The following is a 12710-nucleotide window of genomic DNA, read 5'->3' on the forward strand; positions in this document are numbered from 1 at the left end:
GACGGGGCTGCCCGTCGGCCACGTCGTGGAGCTGACCCCACCGGCGGAGGTGGCGCGGCAGGCCCTGAACCGCGCCAAGGCGGCGGCGCGCGCGAAGGGGCTCCGGCCCGGGCAGGAGCCTCGCCGACGCATCCTCGCGGACCCGCCGACGTCGGGCGCGCGCCCGGGCGGTCGCGACCCGCAGCTCCTGGGCGACGTCGTCGCGCGCCTGCTGCGCGAGCGGGACTGGGTCGCGGACGTGTCGGTGGGGGGCGTCGTCGGGCGGTGGCGGGAGGTCGTGGGCGACCAGGTCGCCGACCACTGCGAGCCCGAGACGTTCGAGGACAAGGTGCTCGTCGTGCGGGCCGACTCGACGGCGTGGGCGACGCAGGTGCGGCTCCTCACGCCGCAGCTGCTCGAACGTCTCGCGCGCGAGGTGGGCGAGGGGGTCGTCGAGACGGTGACCGTCCTCGGGCCGGCGGGACCGAGCTTCCGCCGGGGGAAGAAGTCCGTCCGGGGTCCGGGTCCCCGCGACACCTGGGGCTGAGAAGGTCCGGACCGACGACGAGGCCCGCCGTGCAGGGGGCACGGCGGGCCTCGCGGTGGTGACCGGGGCGTTGGTCACCACGTCAGGGGGTCAGGCCTGGGCTCGGCGGCGCAGCCAGAGCACCAGGGCCCCACCGCCGACGAGCAGCGCGGCGAACGCGGCCGCGCCGGCGACCGTCGCACCGGTCGTGGCGAGCGCGGGGCCGGTCGGCTCCTCGGGTCCGGCGACGTCCTCGACGGCCACGGGGGCGACGGGCGGGTTCGCGCACGCGCTCGTCGCCGGCGGGTACTCGACCACGGTGGAGTACGACGGGTTGACCTCGAACAGCACCTCGGCGCCGTCGCGGGTCCAGGCGTAGTTGCCGTCGGTCTGGGTGTACGAGCCGTCCTCGTTCCGGACGAACCCGGGCCACTGCTTCGGCTCCTCGGCGGAGGCGCCCGGCCACAGGAGGGTCCCGCTGAGCGGCTGGTCCGTCACGACGTAGTCCTCGCCGCCGTTCGGGTGCAGGAAGGTGATCGTCAGCGGGGTCTCCGAGTCGACCGTCACGCCCTCGGGCAGCCCGATCTCGTAGCCGAGGTACGGGACGTCGCCCTGGCAGACGGCGCCGATCTCGCCGGGCACGAGCGCGCACGTCTCGTCGGAGGGCAGCAGATCGACGAGCGGGAGCAGCGCGCTGCGGCCGTTCGTGGCCACGACGTAGCCGAGCTTCGCCGTCTCCGAGGAGAAGGTCGCCGCGGCGCTCTTCGGGACGGCGACGACGCCCTCCGCCGTGAGCTCGTACCGGACGTCCTCCGACTCGGCCGGGAGGTCCTGCTTCGTGAGCTCCGTGCCACAGACCTCGACGGCGGCCGGCACGGCCGGCGTGACCACGTCGACCTCCGGCGCGACCGGCGTGGCGGGAGTGCCGGGCCTCGGGGTGTCGCACGCGTCCTCGGGGAGGAGGTCGGCGAGGTCCTGGTGGTCCCACGCGACGAGCGTGCCCTCGGGGAACTCGCCGAGGTGCTCGCCGTCGGGTGAGTAGCGGATGTCCGTGGGGAGGTCGTCGAGACCGCCGGGGAGGTCCACGAGGTCCTGCTGGACTGCCCACGCGGTGCAGAGGTCGGCCGTGTCGACGTCCGGCTGGATCGCGCGGGCGACCTCGCTCACGTCCTCCAGGTCGAGGGGCTGCACGACCCAGGCCCTGTCCCACGGCTTCTCGGGCAGGGCGACCTCGGTGCCCGTGACGATCTTCTGCGGGCCGGAGTTCTCCCACGCCGCGGGCTGTGCGGGGTCGATCTTGGGGTACACGTAGACGCCGACCTGGACGGGGGCGTCGGGCGTCTCGCAGGCCCGGGTCGAGCCGGACTGGTCGTAGTCGTACTGGCGGCCGTCGGACGCGTCGACGGAGACGGTCCAGGTGTGGTCCTGCGTGGGGTCGAGGTCGTAGGAGCGCGTGAGCTCGCGCTGGAAGGTCGTGGACTCGACCTCCTTGCCGTCCACGGTGACGGTCAGGTCGTTGCTCTTCTTCGAGTAGGCCCAGAGCTTCACCGAGAGCGTCGTGCAGTCGGCCGTGACGACGGGCGTGTGGGCGGAGGCGGGTGCCGCGGTGGCCACGATCAGGCCACCGAGCGCGAGCGCTGTCGCCGCAGCGCTCGCGAGGAGTCTCTTCACTGAGTGGGGTCCCTTCGGGGTCGAGCCGCCCGCGTGCGATCGCTGCTGCGCGGACGACGCGCGAATCAGGATGGTGTGTGGTATTAGACCACTTTCCGCGTGAAACGCCGATTCCCGACTTGTCGGTTGCGGTAGCGCTCCCACCAGGGAGCGCGCGACGGTTGCTGCGGGCACTTTTTCGACGGCCGTCGACGGCCACCTGCGCGTCGTGAACAGAGCCTGTGGACAACCGTGTGGAGAACTTCCGCCGAGACGGCGCGGATCGCGTCGCGGATGTCCTGCGAGATGTCCTCAGGACGGCCGAGATCCGCGGAATTCGGCTCGTGGCGGGTAGACTGGGGAGGTCATTCCGGGTCTTGTCACCACCCGCTCGCGCAGCCCGTCCGCGGCGCCTCCACCAGCCGTCCGCGGCAGGTCGGACGCTCCCTCACGGAGCCGGCGCAGGCGGCGGTGCGGGCCCGGAACCTTTGAGCAGCGGCGGCCGGTCCGGCACGGACACGGCGGCCGCGCGCACGACGACGAGGAGCAGTCCTGCCCGTGGCAGAGCACACCGACACCGCCATCCCCGACCCGACGGCGTCCGCGGAGGCGACACCCTCGGCGGGCGGCGGCTACGACGCGAGCAACATCACCGTCCTGGAGGGCCTCGAGGCGGTCCGCAAGCGTCCGGGCATGTACATCGGCTCGACGGGTGAGCGAGGCCTCCACCACCTTGTGTACGAGGTTGTGGATAACTCTGTGGACGAGGCCCTCGCCGGGCACGCGGACACGATCGACGTGACGCTCCTCGCCGACGGGGGCGTGCGCGTCGTCGACAACGGGCGCGGCATCCCCGTCGCGATCCACCCCACCGAGGGCCGGCCCACGGTCGAGGTCGTCATGACGATCCTCCACGCGGGCGGCAAGTTCGGCGGTGGCGGGTACGCCGTCTCGGGGGGTCTGCACGGCGTCGGCATCTCGGTCGTCAACGCGCTCTCGTCCCGTGTGGTCACCGAGGTCCAGCGTGACGGCTACGCCTGGCGCCAGGAGTTCGCCGACGGCGGCAAGCCCGTGGGCGAGCTGCACCGCGGCGAGGCGACGCAGGCGACGGGCACGACGCAGACGTTCTGGGCCGACCCGACGATCTTCGAGACCACCGAGTACGACTTCGAGACGCTGCGTGCGCGGTTCCAGCAGTACGCGTTCCTCAACAAGGGGCTGCGGATCACGCTCACCGACGAGCGCCCTGCGCACCTCGACACCGGGGACGAGGTCACCGGCGAGGCCGAGGACGGCACGCCCGCGAGCGGCGACGCGACGTCGTCGGGCGCGTCGACCGCGGCGCGCACGGTGAGCTACAAGTACGACGGCGGCCTCATCGACTACGTGAAGCACCTCAACGGCGCGAAGAAGGTCGAGCTCGTCCACCCCGACGTCATCGACATCGAGTCGGAGGACACCGAGCGGCGCATCTCCGTCGAGATCGCGATGCAGTGGACCAGCGCCTACTCGGAGTCCGTCCACACGTTCGCCAACACGATCTCCACGACCGAGGGCGGCACGCACGAAGAGGGCTTCCGTGCGGCGATGACCTCGCTGGTCAACCGCTACGCGCGGGACAAGGGCATCCTCAAGGACAAGGACGAGAACCTCACGGGCGACGACATCCGCGAGGGCCTGACGGCGGTCATCTCCGTCAAGCTGGGCGAGCCGCAGTTCGAGGGCCAGACGAAGACGAAGCTCGGCAACACCGAGGCGAAGACGTTCGTCCAGCGCGTCGTCAACGAGCGGCTCAACGACTGGTTCGACTCGCACCCGAACGAGGCCCGTGACGTCCTGCGCAAGGCGATCCAGGCGTCGCAGGCGCGCCTCGCCGCCCGCAAGGCGCGCGAGGCCACCCGCCGCAAGGGCCTGCTCGAGTCCGGCGGCATGCCGGGCAAGCTGCGCGACTGCCAGTCGAACCGCGCGGAGGAGTGCGAGATCTTCATCGTCGAGGGTGACTCCGCGGGCGGCTCGGCCGTCCGCGGGCGCAACCCCCGGACGCAGGCGATCCTGCCGATCCGCGGGAAGATCCTCAACGTCGAGCGCGCGCGCCTCGACCGGGCCCTGTCCAACCAGGAGGTCCAGTCGATCATCACGGCGTTCGGCACCGGCATCGGCGAGGACTTCGACCTCGCCAAGCTCCGGTACCACAAGATCGTCCTCATGGCCGACGCCGACGTCGACGGCCAGCACATCGCGACGCTCCTGCTCACGCTGCTTTTCCGGTACATGCGCCCGCTCATCGAGAACGGGCACGTCTACCTCGCGCAGCCGCCGCTCTACCGGCTCAAGTGGTCGAACGCCCCGCACGACTACGTGTACTCCGACAAGGAGCGCGACGCGTTCCTCGCCGCCGGGCAGGCCGCCGGCAAGCGGATCCCCAAGGAGAACGGGATCCAGCGCTACAAGGGTCTGGGCGAGATGGACTACTCGGAGCTGTGGGACACGACCATGGACCCCGAGCACCGCACCCTCAACCAGGTGACCCTCGACGACGCCGCGGCGGCCGACGAGATCTTCTCCGTCCTCATGGGAGAGGACGTGGAGTCCCGCCGGAGCTTCATCCAGCGCAACGCGAAGGACGTGCGGTTCCTTGACATCTGAGCCGCTCCTCGCGGAGCCGGGGGGCGGCAGGACCGGACGCCCCGGCGCGGCCCGCCCTCCCGGGCGGGTCCGGAGGTCTTCCAGGACGACGACGCACGAAGAGACGAACGAACGAGGTAGACCGTGACCGACGAGCAGAACCCCGAGAACGAGCCCACGGCTCCCGGCGACGGGTCCGAGGAGACCGTGCACGCCGACGGGACGGCGGTCGCGGTGCACCACGGGCGCATCGAGCAGGTGGACCTGCAGCTCGAGATGCAGCGGTCGTACCTCGACTACGCGATGAGCGTCATCGTGGGTCGTGCGCTGCCGGACGTGCGCGACGGCCTCAAGCCCGTGCACCGGCGCGTGCTGTACGCGATGTACGACGGCGGCTACCGCCCCGACCGCTCCTACTCGAAGTGCTCGCGCGTCGTCGGCGACGTCATGGGCAAGTTCCACCCGCACGGCGACAGCGCGATCTACGACGCGCTCGTGCGCCTCGTGCAGGACTGGTCGCTGCGCTACCCGCTCGTCGCCGGCCAGGGCAACTTCGGCTCCCCCGGCAACGACCCGGCGGCCGCCCCGCGGTACACCGAGTGCCGCATGGCGCCGATCGCCATGGAGATGGTCCGGGACATCGACAAGGACACCGTCGACTTCCAGGACAACTACGACGGCCGCACGCAGGAGCCGTCGGTCCTGCCGGCGCGGTTCCCGAACCTGCTGGTCAACGGCTCGGCGGGCATCGCCGTCGGCATGGCGACCAACATCCCGCCGCACAACCTCCGCGAGGTCGCGGCGGGCGTGCAGTGGCACCTCGACCACCCGGACGCCTCGCGCGAGGAGCTCCTCGCGGCGCTGCTGCAGCGCATCAAGGGCCCGGACTTCCCCACGGGCGCCACGATCCTCGGCCACAAGGGCATCGAGGAGGCGTACCGCACGGGCCGCGGTTCGATCACCATGCGCGCCGTGGTCAACGTGGAGGAGATCCAGGGCCGCGTGTGCCTCGTCGTCACGGAGCTCCCCTACCAGGTGAACCCGGACAACCTGGCCGCGAAGATCGCGGACCTCGTCAAGGAGGGCCGCGTCCAGGGGATCGCGGACATCCGCGACGAGACGTCGGGCCGGACGGGCCAGCGCCTCGTCGTCGTGCTCAAGCGCGACGCGGTGGCGAAGGTCGTCCTCAACAACCTGTACAAGCACACCCAGCTCCAGGACACGTTCGGCGCGAACATGCTGGCGCTCGTCGACGGCGTGCCGCGCACGCTGAGCCTCGACGCGTTCGTCCGGCACTGGACGACGCACCAGCTCGACGTCGTCGTGCGCCGCACGCGGTACCTGCTGGCGGAGGCCGAGCGCAGCATCCACATCCTGCGCGGGTACCTCAAGGCGCTCGACGCGCTCGACGAGGTCATCGCCCTGATCCGGCGCTCGCCCGACGTCGAGGAGGCCCGCACGGGCCTCATGGAGCTGCTGGGCGTCGACGAGGTCCAGGCGACCGCGATCCTCAACCTCCAGCTGCGCCGGCTCGCGGCCCTGGAGCGGCAGAAGATCCTCGACGACCACGACGCGCTCGAGCGCCAGATCCTCGACTACCAGGACATCCTGGCCAAGCCCGAGCGGCAGCGGTCGATCGTGGGCGACGAGATGGGCGAGATCGTCGCGAAGTACGGCGACGAGCGTCGGACGACGATCCTCCCGTTCGACGGCGAGGTCTCCATCGAGGACCTCATCGCCGAGGAGGAGATGGTCGTCACCATCACGCGCGGCGGGTACGTGAAGCGGACGCGCAGCGACAGCTACCGTGCCCAGAAGCGCGGCGGCAAGGGCGTGCGCGGCACGCAGCTGCGCGAGGACGACATCGTCGACCACTTCTTCGTGACGACGACGCACCACTGGCTGCTGTTCTTCACGAACCTCGGCCGCGTCTACCGCGCGAAGGCGTACGAGCTCCCCGAGGGCGGGCGCGACGCCAAGGGTCAGCACGTCGCGAACCTGCTCGCGTTCCAGCCGGGCGAGAAGATCGCCCAGGTGCTCGACCTGCGCGACTACGACGCGGCGCAGTACCTGGTGCTCGCGACGCGTCGCGGCCTGGTGAAGAAGACGCGGCTGTCGGAGTACGACTCGCCGCGCTCGGGCGGACTCATCGCGATCAACCTGCGCGAGGACGAGTCCGGGACGCCCGACGAGCTCGTCGCGGCGCTCCTCGTGGACGCCGACGACGACCTCATCCTCGTGTCGCGCAAGGGCCAGTCCATCCGCTTCCCCGCCGACGACGACACGATGCGGCCGCTGGGCCGCGCGACGTCGGGCGTCACGGGCATGAAGTTCCGCGACGGCGACGAGCTGCTCTCGGCCGACGTGGTCGAGGAGGGCTCCGACCTCTTCGTCGTGACGGAGGGCGGGTTCGCGAAGCGGACGCGGATCGACGAGTACCGCGTCCAGGGCCGCGGCGGTCTGGGCATCAAGGTCGCCAACCTGGTGGAGGCTCGTGGAGATCTCGTGGGGGCTCTGGTGACGGAGGCCGACGACGAGGTGCTGGTCATCATGGAGCGCGGGAAGATCGTGCGGTCCGCGGTCGGCGAGGTGAACCTCACCGGTCGGAACACGCAGGGGGTGACGTTCGCGAAGCCCGACAAGGGCGACCGCATCATCGCGGTCGCGCGGAACGTCGAGCGTCGTCTCGGAGAGGATCGGGATACCGTGGAGGGCGAGGACGGGACCGGCACGGCCCCGGGCGTCACCGACACGAGCAGCGCACCGACCACCGACGCGACCGCCTCGTCCGACGGGGCGGGCGGGACCGACCCGGCCCCCGGAACCACCGAGGAAACCAGATGAGCAGCGAGAACAACGCACCGCCGACCATCACGCCGCGGCTGACCGTGCCGCGGCCGGACACGGACGCGTCGGCACGCCCCGGGGCCGCGTCCCCGAGCCGGCACGGCGAGGCGGACGGGACGTCGTCGAACGGCTCGTCGAAGAAGGGCTCGTCGAAGGGCGCCTCGGCGGCGGCGGCCCCGCGTGACGGGGCGACGGCCGCCGTCCCGCCGCCGCCTCCGCCGCCCCCGGGCCCGTCCGCCCAGGCCGCGCCCGCGCCGGGCACGGTGGACGACGACGGCATGGAGCGCGCGTCGGGCGAGAGCCGTGTCGCGGTCGCGCGTGCCGGGGCCGTGAAGGCGGCCGCCGCGGCGATCGCGGCGGCGAAGACGGCCGCGAAGAAGGTGTCGGCGGCGGTCCCCGCCGCGCCCGCAGAGACGGAGCCCGAGCGCGGGCACGACGAGATCGACGACGAGACGGTGAGGCGCGTGCCCACGACCACCTCGGCCCCCACGAGCGCGGGTGCCGCCGGCGCTCCCGCCGGGGCCTCCATGCACTACTCCGCCGCCGGGGTGACGGGCACCGCGAGCCCGCTCACCGGCGCCACGCCGGCCGTGGGGACCGCGACGGGCGCGACGCCCGCCGTCCGGCCCGACGGCGGCCCGCGCCGCGTGCGGCTCGCGGTCTCGCGCATCGACCCGTGGTCCGCGATGAAGCTCGGCTTCCTCCTCGCGGTCGCCATCGGGATCATGACCGTCGTCGCGACCGCCGTCGTCTGGTACGTGCTCGACGGCATGCAGGTCTTCTTCAAGATCGAGGAGCTGTTCACGCAGATCGTCGGCACGGAGACGGACGTCGACATCCGCCAGTACGTCGCGTTCGGTCGCGTGATCTCGATCGCCACGCTGCTCGGCGTGGTGAACGTCGTCATCATCACGGCGCTCTCGACGATCATGGCGTTCCTGTACAACATCGTCGCGGCGCTCGTGGGTGGCGTGCACCTCACGCTCACCGACGACTGACCGCGCACCGGCTCCTCGACCGGGAGCACGGGCCCTCGGTTTGGGTCTGCGGCTCCCGGTGGGGTAACCTCAATCGCTGCCTGCGAGCGGAGCAGCCCTCCTGGGGCTGTCCGACGAGGCGCGTGCGGGCCTATAGCTCAGACGGTTAGAGCGCTTCCCTGATAAGGAAGAGGTCAGAGGTTCAAGTCCTCTTAGGCCCACTGCCAACCCACTCGAGGGGGAACATCATGAAGAAGCTTCTGCTCCTGCTCCTCGCCGCCGGCGCCGGGTACCTCGTGTGGCGCAAGTACACGGAGGACAACGCCGAGCGCGACCTCTGGGCAGAGGTCACCGACACCTTCGAGTGAGCACCTCTCGCCGCTGACCGGCCCCGGCCGCGTCACCCGGGGCCATGGCGCAATTGGTAGCGCACCTGCTTTGCAAGCAGGGGGTTGGGGGTTCGAGTCCCCCTGGCTCCACCATCGTCACGACCACGAAGACCCCGTCCGGCTGCGGACGGGGTCTTCGTGCGTCCGGACTGGGCGTCGGCGTGCCCGCGGCCGCGTGCCGCCGCCCTGTCCGCGTGCTCGTGAGGTCTCCGCCCCCTGGGGACGACGAGGGGCCCGTCCCTGCTGGGACGGGCCCCTCGTCGTCTGTCGCCGTCCGAGGACGGCGGGGTGGAGCGTCAGGCGTCGTCGGCCTCCTTGGCGGCGTCCTGCGCCGCGGACTCGGCGGCCTCGCGGGCCTTCTTGCCCGCGTCGCCCAGGTCGTCCTTGGCGTCCGCGGCGGCGTCCTTGACGTCCTCCGCCGTGTCCTTCACCGCGTCCTTCGCGCCGGCAGCGCCGCCGCGGGTGGTGCTGCGTGCCCGGCTCGTCGCCTTCTTCGCGGCGTCCTTCGCGTCGGAGACGGCCTCGGTGACGCGGTCGGTGACGTCGTCGCGGACCTCGGCGGCGCGCTCGGCCAGCTTGTCCGTGGCCTCGCGGCCCTTCGCGACGGCGGCACCCGCGGCCTCGCCGATCGACTCGGCGGCATCCCCGACGGCGTGCTTGGCGTCGCCGACGACGTCGTCGAAGTGGACCTGCTGCTGCTCCTGCTCCCACGGCTCGGCCCAGGGGTCGGTCGTGGGCTGAGCGCGGCGGTAGAGCACGTAGCCGACGCCCGCGGCGGTCACGCCACCGGCGATCCACCAGAGCGTGCGGCCCTTGCCCTTCGAGGAGTCCGCCTCGGCGGCCTTGGCCGCCGCCTTGTCCGCGGCCGCGGCGAGCTTGGCGGCCGCCTTCTCCGCGGTCTTGTCGGCGTGCTTGGCGGCCTTCTTGCCGGCCTTGCCCGCGGACTTCTGCGCCTGCTTCGCGGCCTCCGCCGTCGCCTTCTTGGCCTGCTTCGCGAGCTTGCGCGCCTTCTTGCCCGACGCGGCGGCTGCCGCGGCCGTGGCGGCGGCGGTCGCCTCGGCCGCGTTGTCCGCGGCGCGCTGGGCGGAGTCGGCCGCGCTGGCGGCGGCGGCGTTGAAGCTCGCGACGATCTTCGGCAGCACGTCCTCCACGAGGCGGTCGTGCGCGGTGTCGATCGCGGGCGCGGCCTTGGTCGCGGCCTTCTCGACGCGCGGCGCGGCGGCCTGGATGCTGTCCTGCCACGCCTTCTCGACGCGCGGCTGGAGCCACTCGAGGAACGCCTCCACCTTGGGCGTGCCCCACTCCTTGGCGTGCACCGCGGCGTCCTTGGCCTGGTCCGCGAGCTGGGTCGCGGCGCTCTGCGCGGTCGCGGCGGCCTGGGCGGCCTGTTCCTTCAGCTTCTCGGTGTCGATCGACTCGAGCGTGTCCTTGACGGAGTCGCTCGCTGAGCGAGTACGGGTCATGCGTGCTCCCCGGGGTCGTCGTCCGACGGGACGAATGTGCGGATGCGATGCGTTTCCGCCCACTCTGCCACCACCCCGGCCACGCCGCGAGACATCGCCCCGGACGGGTCGGGCGCGGGTCTCGTGGGAAGATGGTGCCCATGTTCGCAACCCTCCACACGACCGCAGGTGACATCCGGATCGAGCTCCTGCCGAACCACGCCCCGAAGACGGTGGCGAACTTCGTCGGGCTCGCCCAGGGCACCACGACGTGGTCCGACCCCCGCACCGGTGCCGAGCGCACCGAGCCCTTCTACGACGGCCTGATCTTCCACCGCGTGATCCAGGACTTCATGATCCAGGGTGGCTGCCCGCTCGGGACCGGCACCGGCGGCCCCGGCTACACGTTCAACGACGAGATCCACCCCGAGCTCCAGTTCGACCGCCCGTACCTGCTGGCGATGGCGAACGCGGGCGTGCGCCGCAACCCGGTGACGGGCGAGGCCGAGGGCACCAACGGGTCCCAGTTCTTCATCTCGACGGTCCCCACGCCGTGGCTCAACGGCAAGCACACGATCTTCGGCGAGGTCGCGGACGACGAGTCCCGCGCCGTCGTCGACGCGATCAACGCGACGCCCACGCGTCCGGGCGACCGCCCGCAGGAGGACATCGTCATCACGTCCGTCACCATCGAGGACTGACCATCTCGGCGACACCTCCCGGGCCACCCGGCCCGCCGGCGTACGGGACGGCCGGACCGCACGACGGTCCCGCCGTCCCGCCGGTGTGCCCGCGGCACCCGGACCGCGTGTCGTACGTGCGCTGCCAGCGGTGCGGGCGCCCGGCGTGCCCCGAGTGCCAGCGACCGGCCGCGGTCGGCATCCAGTGCGTCGACTGCGTGCGCGACGCCGCCCGCCAGGCGCCGACGCAGCGCACCGCGCTGGGTGGGAAGGTGCGAGGCGGGCCGCCCGTCGTGACGTTCACGATCATCGGCCTGTGCGTCGTGAGCTGGCTCCTCCAGCTCGTCACGGGCGGTACGTGGACGAACATGCTCGCGTTCGCGCCCTGGGTCGGCGAGCTGCAGCCCTACCGCTTCCTCACGGCGGCGTTCCTGCACTCGACGAGCCCTGTCCACATCCTCTTCAACATGTACGCCCTGTGGATCACGGGCCCGTTCCTCGAGCAGCAGCTCGGCCGGCTGCGCTTCACGGCGCTCTACCTGCTCTCCGCGCTCGGCGGCTCCGTCGGCTACCTGCTCCTCGCAGGGGGGCCGACGTCGGAGGCCTGGTACCAGCCCGTCGTCGGCGCCTCGGGCGCGGTCTTCGGCCTCTTCGGGGCGATCCTGCTCGTCCTGCGCCGGACGGGCCGCAACGCGATGCAGATCGTCGTGCTCATCGGCATCAACTTCGCGATCGGGCTGTTCTTCCCCGGCATCGCGTGGCAGGCGCACCTGGGCGGCCTCGTGGTGGGGCTCGCGCTCGGCGCCGCCTATGCGTACGCGCCGCGCGAGCGTCGCACCCTCGTGTCCGTGGGGGCGACGGTCGTCGTCGTGGTGGCGCTGGTCGCCGCCTCCTGGCTCACCTACGCCGCCGCGGACCAGTTCGGCCACCTCGCCTGACGAGGCGGCCACAAGAGTTATCCCCAGGGTTACTCACAGGTGTGGAACTACACCGGTGTGAGGCCCGACGCGCCAGGGCGGGGCCCAGGCCCCGCCCGGCGCGCGGCTACTTCCAGCGCGTCGTGAGCGCGAAGCCCGCGATGATGAAGGCGAAGCCGACCCCGAGGTTCCACGCGCCGAGCGGCGGGACGGGGAGCTGCTTCGGACCGCTGAGGTAGAACAGCACGATCCAGGCGAGCCCGACGAGCATGAGCCCGAGCATCGTGGGCACGAGCCAGCGCGGGTTGCCCGTCTCGGGCTTCGGCACGCTCGGCGGACGCTGCGGCTTGGGCTTCTTGCGCGACTTCGACTCGGGCACGAGGGTGGGCTCCTGTCCTGGTGGGGCTCGCTGCGCCGGCGCCGAGACGCACCGCGGGAGCGGACGCCTGCCGTCGTCGTGCAGGAACCGTGCATGGGTCGGGCGAAGGTCGTCGACGGGCCGCGAGGCTCTGCCGGAGCACAGGTCCGTCACGATCGTGGACGACGTTCGTCGACTAGCGTAGTGGGCGCACACAATAGGCACGGACACCGCGCGCGGAGGACGTGCCGCGAGGTGTGCGCAGCACGACCTCAGCACGACGCCGACGCACGACCCAGACCCGGTCGACGACCTCGTCC

The 12710-nt window shown here is 71.9% G+C and carries 10 protein-coding genes and 2 tRNA genes; 9 read left to right on the forward strand and 3 right to left on the reverse strand.

The window, feature by feature from the left end; all coding sequences use genetic code 11:
• The first annotated feature begins 25 nt into the window (after positions 1-25).
• Positions 26-526: a DUF721 domain-containing protein gene (locus tag RDI86_RS08990; protein ID WP_061268303.1), complete on the forward strand. Its 501-nt coding sequence runs from the start codon at positions 26-28 to the stop codon at positions 524-526.
• 90 nt (positions 527-616) lie between these two features.
• Here RDI86_RS08990 and RDI86_RS08995 read toward each other — a convergent pair whose 3' ends face one another.
• Positions 617-2176 carry a hypothetical protein gene (locus tag RDI86_RS08995; RefSeq protein WP_308821211.1) on the reverse strand — a complete coding sequence of 520 codons (1560 nt, stop codon included), beginning with the start codon at positions 2174-2176 and terminating at the stop codon, positions 617-619.
• Positions 2177-2737: 561 nt separating this feature from the next.
• Here RDI86_RS08995 and gyrB point away from each other — a divergent pair.
• The 6 genes from gyrB (at position 2738) to RDI86_RS09025 (ending at position 9086) form a co-directional block, all read left to right on the forward strand.
• Positions 2738-4801, forward strand: a complete 2064-nt coding sequence (gene gyrB / locus RDI86_RS09000) for a DNA topoisomerase (ATP-hydrolyzing) subunit B (protein ID WP_061268302.1) — start codon at positions 2738-2740, stop codon at positions 4799-4801.
• Positions 4802-4987: 186 nt separating this feature from the next.
• The gene (gene gyrA, locus RDI86_RS09005; RefSeq protein WP_061268301.1) at positions 4988-7624 is read left to right on the forward strand and encodes a DNA gyrase subunit A; all 2637 of its coding nucleotides are present in this window, start codon (positions 4988-4990) and stop codon (positions 7622-7624) included.
• Positions 7621-8625 carry a DUF3566 domain-containing protein gene (locus RDI86_RS09010; RefSeq protein ID WP_308821212.1) on the forward strand — a complete coding sequence of 335 codons (1005 nt, stop codon included), beginning with the start codon at positions 7621-7623 and terminating at the stop codon, positions 8623-8625. The genes gyrA and RDI86_RS09010 overlap by 4 nt, the downstream gene beginning before the upstream one ends.
• Before the next feature lie 126 nt (positions 8626-8751).
• Positions 8752-8825 (forward strand) — tRNA-Ile (locus RDI86_RS09015).
• A 27-nt stretch (positions 8826-8852) separates the two neighbouring features.
• A complete protein-coding gene (locus tag RDI86_RS09020; protein ID WP_021483216.1) occupies positions 8853-8972 on the forward strand; it encodes a DLW-39 family protein in 120 nt (39 codons plus the stop codon).
• Positions 8973-9010: 38 nt separating this feature from the next.
• Positions 9011-9086 (forward strand) — tRNA-Ala (locus tag RDI86_RS09025).
• A 203-nt stretch (positions 9087-9289) separates the two neighbouring features.
• Here the strand turns inward: RDI86_RS09025 and RDI86_RS09030 are convergent.
• Positions 9290-10456 (reverse strand): hypothetical protein, encoded by a 1167-nt coding sequence (locus RDI86_RS09030; RefSeq protein ID WP_308821213.1) that lies wholly within the window; start codon positions 10454-10456, stop codon positions 9290-9292.
• A gap of 140 nt (positions 10457-10596) precedes the next feature.
• Here RDI86_RS09030 and RDI86_RS09035 point away from each other — a divergent pair, with 140 nt between their 5' ends.
• Both RDI86_RS09035 and RDI86_RS09040 read left to right on the forward strand, forming a co-directional pair.
• Positions 10597-11136, forward strand: coding sequence for a peptidylprolyl isomerase (locus tag RDI86_RS09035; protein WP_021483785.1), 540 nt, complete (start codon positions 10597-10599; stop codon positions 11134-11136).
• A gap of 197 nt (positions 11137-11333) precedes the next feature.
• Positions 11334-12053: a rhomboid family intramembrane serine protease gene (locus RDI86_RS09040; protein ID WP_044144705.1), complete on the forward strand. Its 720-nt coding sequence runs from the start codon at positions 11334-11336 to the stop codon at positions 12051-12053.
• A 106-nt stretch (positions 12054-12159) separates the two neighbouring features.
• On the opposite strand, the gene RDI86_RS09045 is transcribed toward RDI86_RS09040, so the two are convergent.
• Complete coding sequence (locus RDI86_RS09045) at positions 12160-12411, reverse strand: cell division protein CrgA (protein WP_021483485.1); 252 nt, start codon at positions 12409-12411, stop codon at positions 12160-12162.
• Positions 12412-12710: the final 299 nt, after the last annotated feature.

The organism is Cellulosimicrobium sp. XJ-DQ-B-000 (genome assembly GCF_031119065.1).
GTDB lineage: Bacteria > Actinomycetota > Actinomycetes > Actinomycetales > Cellulomonadaceae > Cellulosimicrobium > Cellulosimicrobium funkei.

What these genes read in the sequence shown, in the direction of transcription:
- RDI86_RS09010 (WP_308821212.1), top strand. Translation starts at nt 7,621, where the DNA reads ATGAGCAGCGAGAACAACGCACCGCCGACCATCACGCCGCGGCTGACC.
- RDI86_RS09020 (WP_021483216.1), top strand. Translation starts at nt 8,853, where the DNA reads ATGAAGAAGCTTCTGCTCCTGCTCCTCGCCGCCGGCGCCGGGTACCTC.
- RDI86_RS09030 (WP_308821213.1), bottom strand. Translation starts at nt 10,456, where the DNA reads ATGACCCGTACTCGCTCAGCGAGCGACTCCGTCAAGGACACGCTCGAG.
- RDI86_RS09035 (WP_021483785.1), top strand. Translation starts at nt 10,597, where the DNA reads ATGTTCGCAACCCTCCACACGACCGCAGGTGACATCCGGATCGAGCTC.